The sequence below is a fragment of the Micromonospora pattaloongensis genome (assembly GCF_900107255.1).
Classification (GTDB): Bacteria; Actinomycetota; Actinomycetes; order Mycobacteriales; family Micromonosporaceae; genus Micromonospora_I; species Micromonospora_I pattaloongensis.
On record NZ_FNPH01000015.1, the window covers coordinates 42,282 to 62,493 of the forward strand.

Annotated in this window: 16 protein-coding genes and 1 pseudogene; all 17 read left to right on the forward strand. The window is 70.2% G+C overall.

Going from position 1 to position 20,212, the window contains the following annotated elements; translation table 11 throughout:
* Positions 1–673 precede the first annotated feature (673 nt).
* A complete protein-coding gene (locus BLW47_RS23340; RefSeq protein WP_091562402.1) occupies positions 674–1,714 on the forward strand; it encodes a substrate-binding domain-containing protein in 1,041 nt (346 codons plus the stop codon).
* A gap of 162 nt (positions 1,715–1,876) precedes the next feature.
* Positions 1,877–3,415 carry a sugar ABC transporter ATP-binding protein gene (locus tag BLW47_RS23345; protein ID WP_217634926.1) on the forward strand — a complete coding sequence of 513 codons (1,539 nt, stop codon included), beginning with the start codon at positions 1,877–1,879 and terminating at the stop codon, positions 3,413–3,415.
* Complete coding sequence (locus BLW47_RS23350) at positions 3,412–4,446, forward strand: ABC transporter permease (protein ID WP_217634927.1); 1,035 nt, start codon at positions 3,412–3,414, stop codon at positions 4,444–4,446. Before BLW47_RS23345 ends, BLW47_RS23350 begins: the two co-directional genes overlap by 4 nt.
* Before the next feature lie 50 nt (positions 4,447–4,496).
* Positions 4,497–5,573, forward strand: coding sequence for an ABC transporter permease (locus tag BLW47_RS23355; RefSeq protein WP_091562409.1), 1,077 nt, complete (start codon positions 4,497–4,499; stop codon positions 5,571–5,573).
* Positions 5,574–5,630: 57 nt separating this feature from the next.
* Positions 5,631–7,316, forward strand: a complete 1,686-nt coding sequence (locus BLW47_RS23360) for a GMC family oxidoreductase (RefSeq protein ID WP_091562412.1) — start codon at positions 5,631–5,633, stop codon at positions 7,314–7,316.
* A 19-nt stretch (positions 7,317–7,335) separates the two neighbouring features.
* Complete coding sequence (locus BLW47_RS23365; RefSeq protein WP_245737014.1) at positions 7,336–8,037, forward strand: gluconate 2-dehydrogenase subunit 3 family protein; 702 nt, start codon at positions 7,336–7,338, stop codon at positions 8,035–8,037.
* Between the two features lie 234 nt (positions 8,038–8,271).
* Positions 8,272–9,357: a LacI family DNA-binding transcriptional regulator gene (locus BLW47_RS23370; protein ID WP_175543775.1), complete on the forward strand. Its 1,086-nt coding sequence runs from the start codon at positions 8,272–8,274 to the stop codon at positions 9,355–9,357.
* Positions 9,358–9,814: 457 nt separating this feature from the next.
* Positions 9,815–10,900, forward strand: coding sequence for a nitrilase-related carbon-nitrogen hydrolase (locus BLW47_RS23375; RefSeq protein WP_091562421.1), 1,086 nt, complete (start codon positions 9,815–9,817; stop codon positions 10,898–10,900).
* Between the two features lie 118 nt (positions 10,901–11,018).
* Positions 11,019–12,023 carry an alcohol dehydrogenase catalytic domain-containing protein gene (locus BLW47_RS23380; protein WP_091562424.1) on the forward strand — a complete coding sequence of 335 codons (1,005 nt, stop codon included), beginning with the start codon at positions 11,019–11,021 and terminating at the stop codon, positions 12,021–12,023.
* Positions 12,024–12,071: 48 nt separating this feature from the next.
* The gene (locus tag BLW47_RS23385) at positions 12,072–13,166 is read left to right on the forward strand and encodes a Gfo/Idh/MocA family protein (protein WP_091562428.1); all 1,095 of its coding nucleotides are present in this window, start codon (positions 12,072–12,074) and stop codon (positions 13,164–13,166) included.
* Positions 13,163–13,879, forward strand: coding sequence for an SDR family oxidoreductase (locus BLW47_RS23390; RefSeq protein ID WP_091562467.1), 717 nt, complete (start codon positions 13,163–13,165; stop codon positions 13,877–13,879). Before BLW47_RS23385 ends, BLW47_RS23390 begins: the two co-directional genes overlap by 4 nt.
* Entirely contained in the window at positions 13,876–14,967 is a 1,092-nt protein-coding gene (gene galT, locus BLW47_RS23395; protein ID WP_091562430.1) for a galactose-1-phosphate uridylyltransferase, read from the forward strand. The genes BLW47_RS23390 and galT overlap by 4 nt, the downstream gene beginning before the upstream one ends.
* Positions 14,964–16,112 (forward strand): galactokinase, encoded by a 1,149-nt coding sequence (galK, locus tag BLW47_RS23400; RefSeq protein WP_091562434.1) that lies wholly within the window; start codon positions 14,964–14,966, stop codon positions 16,110–16,112. Before galT ends, galK begins: the two co-directional genes overlap by 4 nt.
* 169 nt (positions 16,113–16,281) lie before the next feature.
* A complete protein-coding gene (locus BLW47_RS23405; RefSeq protein WP_091562437.1) occupies positions 16,282–17,781 on the forward strand; it encodes a SulP family inorganic anion transporter in 1,500 nt (499 codons plus the stop codon).
* 212 nt (positions 17,782–17,993) lie between these two features.
* Positions 17,994–19,622 (forward strand): GMC family oxidoreductase, encoded by a 1,629-nt coding sequence (locus BLW47_RS23410; RefSeq protein WP_091562441.1) that lies wholly within the window; start codon positions 17,994–17,996, stop codon positions 19,620–19,622.
* Entirely contained in the window at positions 19,619–20,059 is a 441-nt protein-coding gene (locus BLW47_RS23415; RefSeq protein ID WP_091562445.1) for a hypothetical protein, read from the forward strand. The genes BLW47_RS23410 and BLW47_RS23415 overlap by 4 nt, the downstream gene beginning before the upstream one ends.
* A 75-nt stretch (positions 20,060–20,134) precedes the next feature.
* A pseudogene (locus BLW47_RS24935) lies at positions 20,135–20,212 on the forward strand (electron transfer flavoprotein subunit beta); the annotation flags it as partial.

Consider the following 20,212-nt stretch of genomic DNA (forward strand, 5'->3'; position numbering starts at 1 on the left):
GCAGCCACGACGCGCCCGCGGAGATCGGTCCGCGCGGGCCCTTGACATGTTTCAGGCGCGTGTCTACCTTCTAACCACCATGTGACATCGATTACCTGGTGCCTCACGGCGATGAGTCAGGAGGGCTCCGGACGCGGCGGACCAGCCGATCCGGACAGACGGACACCACGCTGATCCGCGGTCCGCCTCCGCCCCCCGAATCGTCCCGATGTCTGGGCTCGGTGCAGGGGCGCACCTCGCGCGCCTGCGCTCGGTCCCGGGCGGCGCGCGTCGGTCGATGCGCGCCAGTTTGGTGACCGGGACGGGAAGGTCATGATCTTCCCGGTCGGTGACCCTGACGCTGTGTCGCTTCGCGGATGTCGTGGCGTACGAGGCCACGGTAGGACCCGATCTTGGAAGAGGGTTGACATGCCGGTAAATGGCACGTGACCAGCTCGTTGACGGTCGTGACATCGATTACCTTGCTGGTTCCCGACCGTGGTCCCGCGTAGGTCATCCGCAGACAGCACGTCGACACCGGCGACGGAGTGTTCGCACGCCGACCCCGGTGACGGCTTCGCCAGGCCTTCGCCGACGGCCTCCCGGTTTCCGGGGGCGCCCGCCCGGCACGCATCACCGGCCGACAGGCCGATCCCTGCATCACGCATATTTGTTAGCGAAAAGGACGAACCAGATGCGAGTTTTCGACGCGAAGATGACGCGGCGCGCGTCGTTGTCCCTGGGCGCGGCGGCCGTCCTGGCCGCCGTCGGGGCATGCTCCTCCGGGTCCAAGTCGGGCAGCGGCTCGGGTGACAAGATCGGCTGGTCGGTGGCTTACTTCGACCACCCCGTCTACCAGCTGATGATGAAGGGGGCCAAGGAAGAGGCCGCCAAGCTGGGTGTCGAGGTCATCTTCGCCGACGGCAAGAACGACCCGGCCGTCCAGACCCAGCAGCTCAACAACTTCCTGGCGCAGAAGCTCGACGGCATCATCCTCACCCCGGCGGTGTCGGACCCGATGATCCCGGCCATCAAGAAGGTCAACCAGGCCAAGGTGCCGTTCGCGGTCGTCGACCGGCGGATGGAGACCAAGGGCTCCGGCATCAAGTGGGACTTCCTGGTCAGCTGGGACATGGTCAAGTCGGGCACCGTCGGTGGCGAGCAGATCGTCAAGGCGCTGAACGGCAAGGGCAAGATCGCTGTCGTCGAGGGCACCGCCGGCGCGGGCTCCACGGTCGACCGGGGTGGCGCGTTCTACAAGGTGATCGCCGCGAACCCGGGCATCGAGGTCGTCTACAAGGCGGACGGCAACTTCACCCGCTCCGGTGGCCAGCAGGTGACCGAGGCGATCCTGCAGCGCTTCCCCAAGGGCCAGCTCGACGCCATCTACTACATGGCGGACGAGATGCTCTTCGGTGGCATCCAGGCGATCAAGAACGCCGGCCGCCGCGACGACCTGAAGATCGTCAGCTGCGACGGCGACAAGAACGCCCTCGACATGCTGCGCAAGGGCGAGATCGACTACGACGGCATCTTCTTCCCGCAGGACGAGGGCGTCATCGGCACCCGCCTGATGACCCAGCTACTCAAGGGCGAGAAGCCGGACTTCGCCAACCAGGAGCACGAGGGCCGCAAGGCCGCGCTCGAGGAGCACGAGGGCATGGTCTGGGTCAAGCCGGACTTCTTCGGCGTCGACCCCAGCAACATGAACGACCCGCAGTTCGTCGGCTGGTAAGCCACCCGTTCTGCATCGCGGATCGCGATCCGCGGCCGCCCTTTCCGCTCGCCGTCGTCGGCGGCGAGCGGAAAGGGCCCTTTACCGACCGACCGCCAACGGGAGCACGAGAAAGGGAGCGTGCCCATGGTCGCTTCATCGACTCCACAGCCCCTCCTGCGCATGGAGGGCATAACCAAGTCGTACGGGAACGTCCAGGTGCTCCACGGCGTCGACCTCGAGGTCGGGCGCGGCGAGGTGCTGGGACTGCTCGGCGAGAACGGCGCCGGTAAGTCGACGCTGCTGAACGTCCTCAACGGCGTCATCGGCAGAGAGGGCGGCTCGGTCCTGATCGACGGGCAGCCGGTGGAGTTCGCCGGCCCGAAGCAGGCGCAGGAGGCCGGCCTGGCCTTCATCCACCAGGAACTGAGCGTGCTGCCGTACCTCAGTGTCGCGGAGAACATCTTCATCGGCCGGCTGCCCCGGCGCAAAGGGATGCCCTGGCTGGTCGACTGGGCGAGCTGTTACCGGCGCGCGGGGGAGATCCTCGAGCGCCTCGGGGTGAGGATCGATCCCCGGACGATGGTCGGCCGGCTCGGCACCGCCGAACAGGAGCTCGTCGAGATCGCCAAGGCGCTGTCGATGAACGCCCGCATCATCACCATGGACGAGCCGACTGCGTCGCTGACCGAGGCGGAGATCGAACGCCTCTTCACGCTGATGCGCCAGCTCAAGGCCGACGGGGTCTCCGTGCTGTACGTGTCGCACCGGCTCGACGAGGTCGGTGAGATCTGCGACCGGGCGACGATCCTGCGCGACGGGAAGATCGTGACCACCGTCGACGCCAAGACGACCGGGTCGCACGCCCTGGCGACGATGATGGTGGGTCGGGAGCTGTCGGAGCTCTTCCCGAAGACCGAGCACGAGCGCGGTCCCGAGACGCTGCGGGTGTCGGATCTCTCGACCCCGAAGCTCAAGAACGTCAGCCTCACCGCCCACCGCGGCGAGATCCTCGGCCTCGCCGGGCTGGTCGGCTCCGGCCGCACCGAGCTGGCCAGGGCGATCTTCGGCGCCGATCCGATCACCTCCGGCGAAATCTTCGTCGAGGGCGAGAAGGTAACCATCGACTCGCCGGGCGCCGCCATCCGGCATGGCATCGGCCTGGTGCCGGAGGACCGCAAGCATCAGGGCGCGGTCCTGTCGATGAGCAACGCGCAGAACATCAGCCTCGCCTGCATGTCGAAGGTGAGCCGGTTGGGCCAGCTCAACCGGGGCGCCGAGCGGCAGGAGGCGCGACGGCTCATCCAGGACCTGCAGGTCTACCCGCCGCGCGCCGAGCAGGAGACCGGGCGGCTGAGCGGCGGCAATCAGCAGAAGGTGGTGCTGGCGAAGTGGCTCTTCGCCGGTTCGAAGATCCTCATCGTGGACGAGCCCACTCGCGGCGTCGACGTCGGCGCGCGGGCCGCCATCCACGGCCTGATCAACGACCTGGCCGGCCAGGGCGCCACGATCATCATGATCTCGTCCGATCTGCCCGAGGTCATGGGCATGAGCGACCGGATCCTCGTCATGCACGAGGGGCGGGTCGCCGGTGAGCTTGCCCGGAAGGACTTCAGCGAGGAGGCGATCGTGATGTACGCCTCCGGTCTCGAGCCGACCACCTCCGGCCCCGAGCCGGCCGTCGCGGGACTTGAGCCAACTAGAGAAGGGTCGAACGCGTGAGCTCCACCGCGCAGCTGGACCGCCAGGTCGTCGAGGCGCCGAAGCGTGGCCTGGCTCGACTGAACATTCAGCTCGAGAACATCGCCAGCGGCATCGTGCTGGTGCTGCTCGTGATCGTCCTCGGCGCCGTCTCGCCGGCGTTCCTGTCGTTCTCCAACTTCCTCGACATCGCCCGGGTCGTGGCCATCACGGGCATCATCGCCGTGGGCATGACCCTGGTCATCATCACCGGCGGCATCGACCTGTCGGTCGGCTCCACCGTCGGCCTGGTCGGGGCGGTCACCGCGTCGCTGGTCGCCGGGTCCGTGAGCGACAACGCGCTCGTCTCCGGCGTGAAACTGCCGGTGCCGCTCGCGGTGCTCGTCGGGCTCGCCGTCGGCGCCCTGATCGGCCTCATCAACGGTCTGATCATCACCAGGACGAAGATCGAGCCGTTCATGGCCACCCTGGGCACGATGATCTTCGTGAAGGGCCTGCTGTACCTGTACACCGGCGGGTACCCGATCACCTTCGACCCGATGCCGCACGGCTACGCATTCCTCGGTCAGGGCGCGATGTTCGGGGTCCCGACGCCGGTCGTGTTCTTCGCGGTCGCGGTCGCCGTGCTCTGGTGGCTGTCCCGGCGGATGTCGGTCGGCCGCGCCATCTACGCCATCGGCGGCAACCCGGAGGCGGCCCGGCTGTCCGGCCTGAAGGTCGACCGGACGAAGGTCTTCGTCTACACGCTGCTGGGCCTGCTCGCCGGTCTGGCCGGGATCATCCTGACCTCGCGGCAGGCCAGCGCCGACACCGTCATCGGCACGGGGTTCGAGCTGATCGCGATCTCCGGGGTCGTGATCGGTGGGACCAGCCTCACCGGTGGCCGCGGCTCCGTCATCGGCAGCCTCATCGGTGTCTTCATCGTCGGCGTGATCCAGAACGCACTCAACCTGTTCGGGGCCTCGACGCAGATCCAGTACGTCGTCACCGGACTGGTGCTGCTGCTCGCGATCAGCCTCGACGGGATCGCGCGGCGCCGGAGGCGGACATGACCACGGCCAGCTCGCTTCGGTTCCCCCGCGCAGAGAGCAGGAACAGGTAGATGTCGACGTTGCTAGCACAGAACCCAGGGCGCCAGCGCGAAGCGAAGGCGTCCCGGACCCGCCGCCTGCCCATCCAGGGCCAGCAACTGGCGCTCGTGGTGTTGATCGCCCTGCTGGCGGCCGTGTTCACCACCCAGTCCCCGGAATTCCTCTCCGTTGCCAGCATCGAGAACCTGCTGCGCAGCGCGTCGATGTTCGGCATCGTCGGCCTCGGCCTGACGATCGTCGTCATCAGCACCGGCTCCATCGGCGGCATCGACCTGTCGGTCGGGTCGATGATGGCGCTCGGTGGGGCGATCGGCGCCGGGCTGCTCGGCACCGCGTTCGGCGCGGCCAACCCGGTGCAGCTCCCGGCCGCCCTCTCGATGCTGATCGCCCTGGTGGTCACGGCGGCGCTCGGCGCCCTCAGCGGCCTGCTGATCTCGCTTCTCAAGCTCGCGCCCTTCGCGGTCACGCTGGGCATGATGAGCGTGGCGCGCGGCCTCACCTACCTGGTGATCGCCTGGGCCATCGGCAGCTCGAACACCGCGGGCGTCACGTTCTCCGATCCGCTGTTCGACGTGTTCGGGCTCGGCATGGTCGGGCCGATCCCGACCATCACGGTGCTGTTCCTCGTGCTCGCCGCGCTGATCGCGTTCGTGCTCAAGGCGACCACCTTCGGCCGCAGCCTGTTCGTGCTCGGCGGCAACGCCGAGAACGCGCGGCTCGCGGGCATCAACGTCCGCCGGACGATCATCATCGTGTTCGCGCTCAGCGGGCTGCTGGCCGGCCTCGGCGGTCTGATCCTGACCGGCCGGCTGTCGTCCGCGTCACCGCTGGCGGCGACCGGGTACGAGCTCGAGGTCATCATGGTCGCCGTCATCGGCGGCACGAGCCTGGCCGGCGGCCGCGGCTCGATCCTCGGCACCGTGCTGGCGGCGATCCTGGTCAGCGAGATCGACACGGGTCTGGACATGATGAACGTGGATTCGTTCTACCAGTACCTGGTCAAGGGCACGATCCTCGTCGTGGCGGTCGTCCTCGACAAGGCCTACCAGGCCCGTAGTTCCCGGAAGTTGGTTCAGCAGAGCGCGTGAGATGGCCAGCGGGCCGGGGTGGAAGCCCCGGCCCGCCGCGGTTGAGGGGTGAGCTGCATGGAGTACGCGAGGAAGCCGGACCCGGTCGACGTTCTCATCGTCGGCATGGGCGCGTCCGGGGCCACCGCCGCGAAGGTGCTGTGCGAGGCGGGCCTGACGGTGGTCGGCCTGGAGCGCGGGCCGTGGCTGCGGCCGCGCGAGCACTTCTCGGGCGACGAGATCAAGTTCCTCAACCGCACGTACCTGTGGTCGGATCCGCGCGTCAACCCCCGCACGGTGCGGATGGACGACAGCGAGACCGCGGTGCCGACGCCGTTCTCGATGGTGCCGCAGATGGTGGGCGGCGGGACGGTGCACTGGGCGGGCTGGCTGCCGCGCCCCCGCCCGTCGGACTTCCGGATGCGCACCCTGCACGGCGACATCGAGGGGGCCAGCCTCGCCGACTGGCCGATCACCTACGACGACCTCGAACCGTACCTGTCGAAGGTGGAGTGGGCCTTCGGCTGCGCGGGCCTGGACGGCGCGGACGCGCACGAGCCGCACCGCAGCACGCGGTACCCGACGCCGCCCGCGCCGCCGACCCGGGCCGCCAAGCGCTTCTACGAGGCCTGCGAGAAGTTGGGCATCAACGCGATGCCGATCCCGCAGGCGCTGATCACCAGGCCCTTCCGGGGACGGACCCCGTCCAACTGGACGAGCTTCTGGAACGGGTACGGCGACCCGAGCGGGATGCGCTCGTCGACGCTGGACACGTTCGTGCCCGAGGCGCTCGCGACCGGCAACCTCGACCTGCGGTCGGAGTGCTACGTGCGCGAGGTGACGGTCGGGCCGGACGGTCGCGCCCGTGGCGTGGTGTACATCGACGCCGACGGCCGGGAGGTGGAGCAGGAGGCGAAGCTGGTCCTGCTGTGCCTCGGCGCGGTCGAGTCGGCGCGTCTGATGCTCATGTCGAAGTCCCGGCAGTTCCCCGACGGTCTCGCCAACACCAGCGGACAGGTCGGGCGCAACGCCACCTTCCACGAGTACCTGTTCGCCGTCGGCCTCTTCGACGACGAGCAGCCGCTGTACGGCTTCCCCGGCAACTACATCAGCGGCGGCTCGTTCCAGTTCTACGAGACCGACTACGACCGTGGCCACATCGGCGGCGCGCTGATCGGCGCATCGCACGTCGGCCAGCCGGTCAACTGGAACTTCCCGGGCAGGCCGGCGTGGGGCGGCGCCGCCAAGGACGCGGACCGCGACTTCTACAACCACGCGATGAAGATCGGCCACACCCTGCACGACATGCCGGTCGAGACGAACCGGGTGGACCTCGACCCCGAGGTGAAGGACGCGTGGGGGCTGCCGGCGGCCCGGATCACCCACAAGGCGCACCCCAACGACATCGCGCTGGCGAAGTGGCAGGTCGACAAGAATGTCGAGATCCTCGAGGCGGCCGGCGCCTGGAAGACGATCCCGGTGTACCTCGAGCGCGGCCGTGCCAGCGGAAACACCTGTCACCAGCACGGCACGGTGCGGATGGGCACGGATCCGGCCAAGAGCGTGCTCAACGAGTGGTGCCAGGCGCACGACGTGGACAACCTCTATGTCCTCGACGGCGCGAGCTTCCCGACGGCCACCGGGGTCAACCCGACGCTGACCATCATGGCGAACGCGTGGCGGTGCGCCGACTACATCGCCCGGGTGCACGCTAAGGGCCGCGAGGAGCGGTTGCCGCAGGACCGGCCGACGACGGCGATCTGAGGAGGAGACGATGACATCGATGGCAGAGTGGCCGGTCGTCCTCGCGCCCGTGGATCCCGACGCGACGGACCGGCTCTTCTTCACCGATCACGAATGGGACACGGTCGAGGCGGCGACCGCGCGGATCATCCCGACGGACCACGATCCGGGGGCGCGCGAGGCGTGTGCCGTCCGGTTCATCGACCGGTTCCTGTCGGGCACCGACCACGTGTACGCCGCCGCGGACGGCAGCGGGTTCCTCCGGATGAGCGGGAAGCTCGCCGACGCCTGGCGGGCCCGGATCGCGGACCTGCAGGAGACCTACCGGCGGGGCGTGCGCGAACTCGACGCGATCGCCGGACAGAGCTTCGGCGCCGACTTCGTGTCGCTCACCGACGAGCAGCAGGACTTCGTCCTGGAGCGGATCTCCGGCGCGCCGAAGCCCGTTCCGGTGGTGCGCGAGGCCGACGCCGCGGCTCCGACGATCCAGGTGTACGCCTTCGACGACGGATTGTCGTTCTTCGACGCCCTGGTGGCGCACACCCGACAGGGTTTCTACGGCGATCCGGTCTACGGCGGCAACCGCGGTCGGGTGGGCTGGGACGTGATCGGATTCCCCGGTCCGGCGTCGCTGAAGGACACCATGGACGGCACGTACAGCGTGCGGGATTACTACCTGCAGGAATACGACTGGGCGGAGCTCATCCCGCACCTGCGGCAGACGGGCGACGGTGCCGCGTGACGTCGGTGCCTGATGTCGTTCGGCGTTCCGCGGCTGCCCGCGGCACCCTAAGATTTTGGACAGCGGCCTCGTGAGGGGCATTATCTCCGTCCGCACCGGGCCGGGGCTGCTCGGAGGGAGCACATACCCGCCTCATGGCAATGAGAGGACGGCGAGCCGGTTGATCAGAGCTATTGCCGGCGACGGGAGGGCCGTGGCCACGTGGGCGCGGCGACGTGAATGCGACGGGCCGTCATGACGAAGAAGGTCGTGCGGCTCAGCGACGTCGCCCTGGCCGCCGGCACCAGCGCGAAGACGGCCTCTCGCGTGATCAACGGGGATCCGCGGGTCTCCGTGGAGACCCGCCAGCGCGTCGAAGAGGCGGTGGAGCGGCTGGGCTACCGGGTCGACCTGCTCGCCCGGTCGCTGCGGCGCGGCGTGGACGACACGATCGGCGTCATCGTCGAGTCGATCGCCGACCCGTTCTTCGCCGCCGTCATCAGCGAGATCGAGCTCGCCGCGCTCCGCCGTGGCCTGAACGTGATCGTCGCGAGCAACCGGCGGCTGCCCAACCGCGAGGCGACGATCGTCGACACCCTCCAGCAGCGACGCGTCGCCGGGTTGATAGTCACGCCGCACACCGCCGACCTGTCGTACCTGGCGACCACCAGCACGCCGGTCGTCTTCGTCGACCGGCACCCGAAGAACTTCCCGGCGGACGTCGTGGTCTTCGACGACCGCGGCGGCGCGCGCACCGCGGTGCGGCACCTGATCCGCCACGGCCACGAGCGGATCGCGTTCGTCAGCGACGATCTGGAGATAGAGACCTCGCGCAACCGGTACGCCGGTTACGTGGACGCGCTCACCGAGGTCGGGCTCCCGGTGAGGCCCGAGATCGTCGCCACGGACTGCGCCGAGGCCCCCGCCGCGCGGGCGCGCACCAGCCAGTTCCTCGATCTCCGCGAGCCGCCGACCGCCATCTTCAGCGCCCGTTCCGAGACGTCGCTGGGGGTGGTGAAGGTGTTGCACGACCGGGGCCGCACCGACATCGCGGTGGTGTCCTTCGGGGACTTCGCGCTGGCCGACGTCCTGTCGCCGGCGATCACCGTGCTGGAGCACTCGCCCGAGCTGCTCGGCCGGCTGGCCGTGGAGCGGCTCTTCGACCGGCTCGATGGGACCTGCGGCGATCCGGTGAACACGGTGATTCCGCTGCGTCTGGTGCCCCGTGGGTCGGGGGAGATCGTCGCGCCCGGCAAGCCGGCGCCGGTGGACACGGTTCCGCCCGCCGACTATCCGTTCGCGTTGCCGGCGACCCCGCGCGTGCCCAACTTGCGGCGTTGACCGCACCGGACGTGGACGGTGGCCGCTAGCCGGGCCATGTCCGGATCGGCATGGGAGAGGAAGGAAGATTCGCCACCACGTAGCGTCCCACCCGTCGGCCGACCACATTGTGGAAACGGTTGACGACGGCGCGACTGTCCGTTTGTGACCGATCGCGGAGCCCCCATGAGCGTGGGGCTTTGCGACCGGGATCACATACTCTTTTTTCCGTACTCATTGCCATAACTGGCCCCGTTTCCGCGCTTGACAGTCACAAAGGGACTGCTTACGGTTGTCTCGGTCGTGACATCGATTACCTAGTTCTCGGATGGACCCGACGACGACGTCCAGGGGAGCCACCGATAGCTCGTCTTAGGCCCCGACCTGTGCACCGCATTCCGATCGCGGCACCGGTCATCAGCAAAACGACCAGCCGGGCGGCCACCCGTCCAGCGCATGAGTCAAAAGGAGTCTGACTGTGGTTGACCCGTACGGCGTGGTGGCGATCTCCCCGCGCGTAGTCACGATGAAGAAGCGTGAGGACGCGGTCGAGAGCGCGAAGCGCATCTGCAACTTCATGGACATGGCGGTCCGGACCGCCGCCACCGAGGGCGCGCCGGTCAAGCTGGTCGTGCTGCCCGAGATGGCCATCCAGGGCATGCCGGAGGACTTCAAGGCCGGCAACCGGGAGGCGCACGCGGCGTTCGCCACGACCGTCCCCGGCCCGGAGACCGACGTCCTGGCGGCCAAGGCCCGCGAGCTGAACACCTACATCGCGGCCGAGCTGCTCTTCGTCACCGACGAGGACTTCCCGGGTCACCTGTTCAACGTGGCGTTCATCATCAACCCCGAGGGTGAGGTCATCTACAAGCGGGCCAAGTCCACCAGCGACGCCTACGAGGGTGGCGCGCTGGGCACCACCAACCCGCACGACATCTACGACGAGTGGGTGGCCAAGAAGGGGAACGGCAACGTCCTCGACGCCATCTTCCCGGTCGCCAAGACCGAGATCGGCAACATCGGCTACATCATCTGCCACGAGGGCGCCTACCCGGAGACCTCCCGTGGCCTGGCGATGAACGGCGCGGAGATCATCATCCGCGCCACCCTGATCGACCCGCAGGTCGCGCAGGGCATGTGGGAGCTGCAGAACCGCGCTCACGCCATGTTCAACCAGTGCTACGTGATCTCGCCGAACCTGGGCCCGCAGTGCTACGACGACGGGACCATGTTCGACCTGTTCGGCGGCCGGTCGATGATCGTGAACAGCAAGGGCCAGGTCGTCGCTCGCCAGGAGGGTCTGCTCCCGGGTGACTCGTTCGTCAGCTACGTCATCGACATCGAGGCGCTGCGCCGGGCCCGTGCGCAGAACGGTGTCATGAACTGGTTCAAGGACCTGCGCACCGAGCAGTACGCGGCGATCTACGAGCAGCCGATCTACGAGAAGCACCAGTACGTCGAGGAGCTGCCGCAGGAGGGCTGGCTCGCCCGCGAGGACGTGCGTCGCCGGGGCAACATCGACAAGCTCATCGAGCGGGGCATCATCACCCCGCCGTCGGCCTGACGTCTGTCTCCAACCCCGGCCCTTGGGCGGCGCGTCCGCTCAAGGGCCGGGTCGGCACCCATGATCAATCCTTCGGGCCCCGCCCGATGACCATCCGTTCAGGAAGAAGAAGCAGGTAATGAAGGCAGCGCTACTCGTACAAGCCGGGCCGATCGAGACCAAGCCGCTCCAGCTGCGCGAGGTGGCCGACCCCACCCCCTCGGCGACCCAGATCGTCATCAAGGTGGGCGCCTGCGGTGTCTGCCGTTCCAACCTGCACATGGTCGAGGGCGACTGGCTGCCCAACACGCCCGCCTCGTTCCCGATCATCCCGGGCCACGAGGTCGTCGGCACCGTCTCGGCGGTCGGCTCGGCCGTCACGCACCTCGCCGTCGGCGACCGGGTCGGCGTGCAGCCGATCTGGAAGACCTGCGGCGTCTGCGAGTACTGCTTCTCCGGACGCGAGCAGCTGTGCCGCCAGCGGCAGATCACCGGCGAGACGCTGGACGGCGGCTACGCCGAGTACATGCTGGCCGAGTCGGCGTACGCCTACCCGCTGCCGGACAACCTCTCCTTCGAGGAGGCCGCGCCGCTGTTCTGCCCCGGCATCACCGCGTACGGCTCGGTCTCCAAGGCTCACCTGACGCCCGGCCAGAAGGTCGCCGTCCTCGGCGTCGGCGGCGTGGGCCACATGGTCATCCAGATGGCCGCCCTCACCGGCGCCGACGTCTACGCCGTCACCCGCAGCGCCGAGCACCAGGCGGTGGCCGAGGAACTCGGCGCGGTCAAGTCCTTCAACCCCCAGGGCTCCGGTGGCAGCAACGTCTCCGACAACGCCATGGACGCGGCCATCGTCTTCGCGCCCTCCGACGCCTCGGTGGCGGAGGCGATGCGGATCGTCAAGCCCGGCGGCCGGATCGTCCTGGGCGTCGCCCAGAACGTCGGCCTGCTGGACATCGGCGACGAGCGCACCGTCGTCGGCTCCGTGCTCGGCAACCGCCAGCAGATGCGCGAGGTCCTCAACCTCGCCGCCGCCGGCAAGCTCCGCTCGGTCCACGCCGACTTCCCGCTCGCCGAGGCGAACGAGGCGCTCGCGCTGCTGAAGGCCGGGAAGGTGCGGGCGCGCGCCGTCCTGGTTCCCTGATCTGATCGACTGCGACGGATCCGATCGACTGCGAGGGGAGAGGTCAGCATGTCCGCCGGAGGTCCCATCCGCTACGGCATCGTCGGCCACGGTTGGCGTGCTGACTTCTACCTCCGCCTGGCCCGCCAGGCACCCGAGCGCTTCCAGTGCGTCGGCGCGGTGACCCGCCGCGCCGACGTCGGCGCCCGACTGGAACAACAGTGGGGCATTCCCACGTACCGGCGGATCGAGGAGCTCGTCGCCGCCGCGGCCCCCGAGGTCGTCGTCACCTCGGTGCCGCGGGAGGCGAACCCCGATGTGGTCCGCACCCTGGTCGACCTCGACACGGCGGTGCTCTCCGAGACGCCGCCCGCGCCCGACGCCGACGGGCTGCGCGCGCTCTGGGCCGCCGTCGGCGACCGCGACCTGGTCCAGGTCGCCGAGCAGCACCCCTACCTGCCGGTCATCGTCGCGCTGCGGACGCTGATCGCCGACGGCGTGCTCGGGCAGGTGAGCTCGGCGCAGGTGTCCTGGACGCACGACTACCACGCCACCGCGCTGCTGCGCTGCCTGCTCGGCGTCGGCGCGCAGGCGGCCCGGGTGAGCGCGGTCTCGACCGTCAACCCGCTGCTGGACGGCCCGGACCGGGGCGGGTGGCCGGCGACGCAGGAGGTCCGCCCGGCCGACCACACCATCGGGCTGCTGGAGATCGCCGGCCGCACCGGGGTGTACGACTTCACCGAGACCCAGTGGTTCAACCCGTGGCGCCGCCGGCACGTCATCGTGCGGGGCAGCCACGGCGAGATCGTGGACAGCGACGTCACCTGGAGCACCGCGGACGGCGCCCCGGTCAGCGCCCCGATCGTGCGCCGGCACACCGGCTTCGACGGCAACCTCGAAGGCGCCGACCTCGACACGCTGAGCTGGTCGGGTCGGGTGCTCTACCGCAACCCGTACCCCGGCAGCCGGTTGTCCGACGAGGAGATCGCGATCGCCACCTGCCTGGAGCACACCGGCCGGTGGCGGCGCGGCGAGGTGCCCCCGCCGTACCCGTTGGCGGACGCGTGCCAGGACCACCTGCTGGCGCTGGCGATCCACGCCGCCGCCGAGGCGGGGGCGCCGGTCACCACGGACGTCGAGCCGTGGGCGGGGGCCGTCCGATGACGACGGACGTGCTCGCCGGAAAGGTCGCCTTCGTCACCGGGGCCAGCAGCGGCATCGGCCAGGCGGTCGCGCACGCGCTCGCCGGGGCGGGCGTCAAGCTCGGCCTCGCCTCGCGCTCCGCCCCGGACCCAGGGTTGCCCGAGTGCATCACCGTGCCGTGCGACGTACGGGACGCCGCGCAGGTGGAGGCGGCGGTCGCCGCGACCGTCGAGCGCTTCGGTGGCCTGGACATCGTCGTCGCGAACGCCGGCGTCGGGTCGTGGGGCCCGTTCGCCGAGACGCCGCTGGCCGACCTCGACGAGATGGTCGACGTCAACGTCCGGGGCCTGTTCCACACCGTCCGCGCCGCGTTGCCGCACCTGACGGCCCGCGGTGCGGGCGACCTCATCACGGTGGCGTCCGAGGCCGGCCGGCGCGGGCTGCCCGACGAGGCCGCGTACGTGGCGACCAAGTTCGCCTCCGTCGGTTTCACCCGGTCACTGGATCACGAGCTGCGCGGCCTCGGCATCCGCTGCACCAACATCTGCCCCGGCGGGGTCGCGACCAACTTCGGGATGGGCCGCGGGCTGCGTACTCCGGACATGCCGGAGCTGGCCGACATGATGACGTCCGAGGACGTCGCGGAGATGGTGCTCTTCGCGCTGACCCGACCGCGCCGCTACCGGATGCTCGAGGTCGCCTTCCGCTCCATGACGGAGCAGTCGTGGGGATGACGGGTCGCATCACACGGACGGTCACCACGTTGGCCGACGGTCGGGAACTGATCTACTTCGACGAGACCGACCGCGCCGACCGCAGCGGCTCCGACGATCGGGCGCTGCCACCCCCGCCCGGCGCGTCCGAGCTGCGCTACGACCCGCTGCTCGACGAATGGGTCGCGGTCGCGGCGCACCGGCAGGGCCGCACCCACCTGCCGCCGGCCACCGAGTGCCCGCTCTGCCCGGCCGCCGGCGACCACCGTGGCGAGATCCCGGCCGCCGATTACGACGTCGTGGTCTTCGAGAACCGTTTCCCCTCGTTCAGCCATCGGGCGGCGCCGGCCTCGGTGGCTCCGTCGGAGCTGGTCCCGCTGCGGCCCGGCACCGGCCGCTGCGAGGTGGTGTGCTTCACGTCGGCGCACGACTCGTCGTTCGCGCGGCTGAGCCCGGAGCGGGTGCGGACCGTCGTGGAGGCGTGGGCGGACCGGACCGCCGAGCTGTCCGCGCTGCCGGGGGTGGAGCAGGTGTTCTGCTTCGAGAACCGGGGTGTGGAGATCGGTGTGACGCTGCACCATCCGCACGGGCAGATCTACGCCTACCCGTTCGTGACGCCGCGCACGCGGCGGATGCTGGCCTCGGCGCGCGCCCACGCGGAGCGCCATGACGGCGCCAACCTGTTCGCCGCGGTGCTGGCCGCCGAGCAGTCGGGTGAGCGCGTGGTGGCCGCCAACGAGCACTGGACGGCGTTCGTGCCGGCGTTCGCGCGGTGGCCGTTCGAGGTGCACGTGTATCCGCACCGGCAGGTGCCGGATCTCGCGGCGCTCTCCGACGCCGAGCGTGCCGCCTTCGGGCCGGTCTACCTGGAGGTGCTACGCCGCCTCGACGGGGTGTTCGGGGTGGCGATGCCGTACGTGTCGGCGTGGCAGCAGGCGCCCGTGCGCGTCGATCGCGACCTTGCCTATCTGCATCTGCAGCTGTTCAGCGCCCGGCGGGCGCCGGGCAAGTTGAAGTACCTGGCCGGCTCGGAGGCCGCGATGGGGGTGTTCATCAACGACGTGCGCCCCGAGCAGGCCGCGGCGCTGCTGCGCGAGGTGGCGCTGTGAGCGTCGCCGACCGGGCCGCCGCACTGTTCACCGAGCGGTACGGGACCGCGCCCGCCGGGGTGTGGAGCGCGCCGGGGCGGGTGAACCTGATCGGGGAGCACACCGACTACAACGACGGCTTCGTGCTGCCGTTCGCGGTCCCGCTGCGCACGGCCGTGGCCGCCGCACCCGCTGCCGGCCCCGGGTGGACGATCCATTCGCGAGAGGCCGACGAGACGGTCGTGATCGGCGTCGACGACCTGACGCCCGGCCGGGTGACCGGCTGGGCCGGCTACGTCGTCGGGGTGCTGTGGGCGCTGCGCGAGGCGGGGGTGACGCCACCGCCGGCCCGGATCGCGCTCACCTCCGACGTGCCGCTGGGCGCCGGGCTGTCCTCGTCGGCGGCGTTGGAGTGCGCGGTGTTGGCCGCCCTGGTCGAGCTGGGTTCGCTCGACGTGCCGAAGGACAGCTGGCCGCGGCTGGCGCAGCGGGCCGAGAACGGCTACGTCGGCATGCCGTGCGGGATCATGGACCAGTCCGCGTCGACGCTGTGCCGGGCCGGGCACGCGCTCTTCCTCGACTGCCGTGACGGCGCGGTCGAGCACGTGCCCTTCGACCTGGCCGCGCACGGGCTCGCCCTGCTGGTCGTGGACACCAACGCGCCGCATCGGTTGGTCTCCGGCGAGTACGCCGCCCGCCGCGCCGCCTGCGAGTCCGCCGCCCGCACCCTCGGGGTGGGCGCACTGCGGGACGTCGAGGTGGACGCCTTGCCCGGCGCGCTCGACCGCCTCGACGAGATCACCGGCCGACGGGTCCGGCACGTCGTCACCGAGAACCAGCGCGTCCTGGACGCGGTTCGCCTGCTGCGCGACGGCCGGGTGACCGAGATCGCTCCGCTGCTGACCGCCTCGCACGCCTCCATGCGCGACGATTACGAGATCACCGTGCCCGAGGTCGACACCGCCGTCGACGCGATGCTGGCCGCGGGCGCCCACGGCGCCCGGATGACCGGCGGCGGCTTCGGCGGTTGCGTGCTCGGTTTGGTCGACCGGTCGGCCGTCGACGCCACGGCGGCGGCGGTGCGGGCGGCGTTCGCCGCGGCCGGCTACGCCGCGCCGCACGCGTTCGCGGCGGTGGCCGACCGGGGCGTCGCCCGGCTGATCTGACCCGGGGCCGCGACGACCGCCCCCCGGCCGGCTCCGGCCCGGCAACGACGCCGTGGACAAAACGGGAATACCTGGGCGGTCTTCCCGGTTGCCCGCCGTGCCCGTGCGCACGCGCGTGCTGGTAATGCGTGGGCGCTGCTGCGGCGCACACCCGAGTGGAAGTGACTACATGCCTTCATCGTTGTCCGCCGTCGCTGGGCCGTCCCGGTCGCGCCCGTCCTGGCTGTCGCCGCGGGTGCTGCGTACCGAGGTCCTCGCGGGCCTCGTGGTCGCGCTGGCGCTGATCCCCGAAGCGATCTCGTTCTCGATCCTCGCGGGCGTGGACCCGCGGGTCGGCCTGTTCGCCTCGTTCACGATGGCGGTGACGATCGCCATCTGCGGCGGCCGCCCGGCCATGATCTCCGCCGCGACCGGCGCCGTGGCCCTGGTCGTGGCGCCGCTGGTCCGCGATCACGGGTTGGACCATCTCATCGCGGCCGTCATCCTGGGTGGCGTCTTCCAGGTGGTCCTGGCGCTGCTCGGCGTCGCCCGGCTGATGCGGTTCATCCCGCGCAGCGTCATGATCGGCTTCGTCAACGCGCTCGCCATCCTGATCTTCTCCGCGCAGGTGCCGCACCTGATCGGCGTCCCCTGGCTGGTCTATCCGCTGGTCGCCGTCGCCCTGGCGATCATCGTCGGGCTGCCACGGCTGACCCGCGCGGTGCCCGCGCCGCTGGTCGCCATCGTGGTGCTGACCGCGTTCACCGTGGTCGCCCACGTCGCCGTGCCGACCGTCGGCGACGAGGGCGAGCTGCCCGACAGCCTGCCGGTGTTCGGCCTGCCGGACATCCCGTACACCTGGTCCACGCTGCAGACCATCGCCCCGTACGCGCTGGGCGTCGCGCTGGTCGGGCTGATGGAGTCGCTGATGACGGCGAAGCTCGTCGACGACATCACCGACACCCCCTCGAACAAGACCCGCGAGTCCTGGGGACAGGGCGTGGCCAACATCGTGACCGGCTTCTTCGGCGGCATGGGCGGGTGCGCCATGATCGGCCAGACGATGATCAACGTGAAGGTCTCCGGCGCCCGGACCCGGCTGTCGACCTTCCTGGCCGGCGTCTTCCTGCTCATCCTCGTCGTCAGCCTGGGCGACGTGGTGGCCGTCATCCCGATGGCCGCCCTGGTCGCCGTGATGGTCATCGTGTCCGTCTCGACGTTCGACTGGCACAGCATCGCCCCGGCGACGCTGAAGCGGATGCCGGCGGGGGAGACCATCGTGATGGTCTCGACGGTCGCGGTCGTGCTGGTGACCCACAACCTGGCCATCGGTGTCATCGCCGGCGTCCTGGTCGCGATGGTGATCTTCGCTCGCCGGGTCGCGCACATCGTCGAGGTGACCAGCGCCGGCGACCCCGACGGCGGCGCGCGCACGTACACCGTGCACGGCGAGCTGTTCTTCGCGTCGAGCAACGACCTCGTCCACCAGTTCGACTACGCCGGCGACCCCGACCGGGTCGTCATCGACATGTCCCGCGCCCACGTCTGGGACGCGTCCTCGGTGGCGGCGCTGGACGCCGTCACGACCAAGTACGCCACGCGCGGTAAGACGGTGGAGATCGTGGGGCTGAACGAGCCCAGCGCGCAGATGCACGGCGCGCTGGCCGGGCAGTTGAGGGTCGGGCATTGATGCGCGGCGCCCGGAACGCGGCCACCGCGTCCCGGGCGCCGGCACCGCCCCTGTGAGGTGCCCGGGGACCGCCGCCGCAGGGGTTGACAGAAGTCCAACGAGTTGCAACAGTTCCCAACGATTCACAATCCAAGCTCGCCCGGTCGCCGGGCGGGCGACTTGTCGGGCCCCGGCGTCTGGCCGGTCCCGACGCGGCACGGGAGTGGGTTGGCGTGGCTTCCAAACAAGATCATGCAGACGTCCTGATCGTTGGAGCGGGGACCGCGGCCGGGGTCGCCGCGCGGCACCTCGCGGAGGCGGGCTTCAGCGTCGTCTGCCTTGAGCAGGGCGAGTGGGTCGACCCCGGGGACCTGCCGGGAAACAAGCCCGAATACGAGCTGGTCGGCGGTAAGGACTGGCACCCGGACCCGAACATCCGCCGCCGCCGGGAGGACTACCCGCTCGACCACAGCGAGTCGGACCTGCCGGTGTGGATGTACAACGGCGTGGGCGGCTCCAGCGTGCTCTACGGCGGCATCTGGGCCCGCGCGCTGCCCTCGGACTTCCGGGTGCGCACGCTCGACGGCGTGGCCGACGACTGGCCGCTGAGCTACGACGAGCTGCTGCCGTACTACCAGGCGGTCGAGCGCGAGATGCGGGTCTCCGGCCTCGCCGGCAACCCGGCCTACCCGCCGGGGTTCGACCCGCCGCTGCCGCCCGCGCCGATCCACCGCACCGGCCAGGTCATGGCCGAGGGCATGAACAAACTCGGCTGGCACTGGTGGCCCGGCACCAACTCCCTTCCCACCCTGAACCGCGAGGGCAGCCGGGAGGGCCAGTGCGTCCGCTACGGCGTCTGCCGGATGGGCTGCCCGGAGGGCGCGAAGTCCTCGACCGACGTCACGCACCTGCGGGACGCGGTGGAGCGGGGCGTGCAGGTGATCACCCGCGCCCGGGTCGCCCGCGTGACGCTCGACGACAGCGGCCGCGCCAACGGCGCGATCTACCTGCGCGACGGCGCCGAGCACTTCCAGTCCGCGTCGCTGGTCATCATGGCGGCCGGCGGGATCGGCACCCCGCGGCTGCTGCTGATGTCGACGTCCGAGCGTTTCCCGAACGGCCTGGCGAACTCCTCGGGGCTTGTCGGCAAGCGGCTGATGCTGCACCCGTACGGCGTCGCGGTCGGGCTCTACGACGACGACCTGGAGAACTGGCTCGGCCCCGCCGGTGAGCACATCGGCTCGATGCAGTTCTACGAGTCCGACGCGTCGCGTGGCTTCGTCCGCGGCGCGAAGTGGTCGCTGCTGCCGATCGCCGGGCCGCTGGAGGCGGCCGAGAAGTGGACCCACCCGCTGAGCCTGGCCGGCGAACAGATGTGGGGCGACGGGTCGGCCGACCGGATGAAGTCGTTCGTGCGGATGCTGCAGTGGCACGTGATCCCGGAGGACCTCCCGGAGGAGACGAACTACGTCTCGCTGCATCCCACGCTCACGGACTCCGACGGCCTGCCGGCGGCGAAGGTGAACTACCGGGTCTCCGAGAACACCCGCAAGATCGTCGACTTCAACCTGGCGAGGGCGCTGGAGGCGCACGACGCCGCCGGCGCGACGAAGTCCTGGATCGCCGGGCGCAACTTCATGACCGGGCACAACACCGGCACGGCCAAGATGGGCAACGATCCGGCGACCTCCGTCGTCGACCGCTTCGGCCGTACGCATGACGTGCCGAACCTCTACATCATCGACGCGAGCGTCTTCACCACGTCCACGGGCGTGAACCCGACCGCCACGATCTGCGCGCTGGCGAAGCGCACCGCGACCCACATCGCGTCCAACGCGGGGAAACTGGAGGTGGCCTCGTGACCGACCTCGACCTCTCGACCGAACTCGGCGACGCGTCGCGGGCCCGCCTGGCGGCGCTCGCCGACGTCCTCATCCCGGGCGGCTCCGGCCTTCCGTCCGCCAGCGCCGCCGACGTGGCCGGCCAGTGGATCAACCGGGCGCTCGCCGCGAACACCGACCTGGCGCCCGCCGTCCGCGAGGTGCTGGCGGTCGCCGGCGCCCCCGCGGAGGCGCTCGCCGAGGTGCGCCGGCGCGACCACGTCCTGTTCGAGGCGTTCGCCCTCGCCGTGTCCGGCGCCTACTTCATGAATCCGGCGGTCCGCAATGCCCTGGGATACCCGGGCATCGCGCCGCGCAGGATGCCCGCCGCCGAGGGGGAGGCCGAGTACTACCTCGAGGACGACATCCTCACCCCGGTCCTCGATCGAGGACACATCTACCGCTCCGTGCCGAACTGAGCGGCCCGTACCGCCAGCAGCGCCGCGCCACGGTCGGGCGCGGCGGACCACCAAGAGAGAGGGTCGTCGAAGGCGATGAACATCGTCGTACTCGTCAAGCAGGTGCCTGACTCCGGCGCGGAGCGGAATTTGCGTAGTGACGACAACACGGTT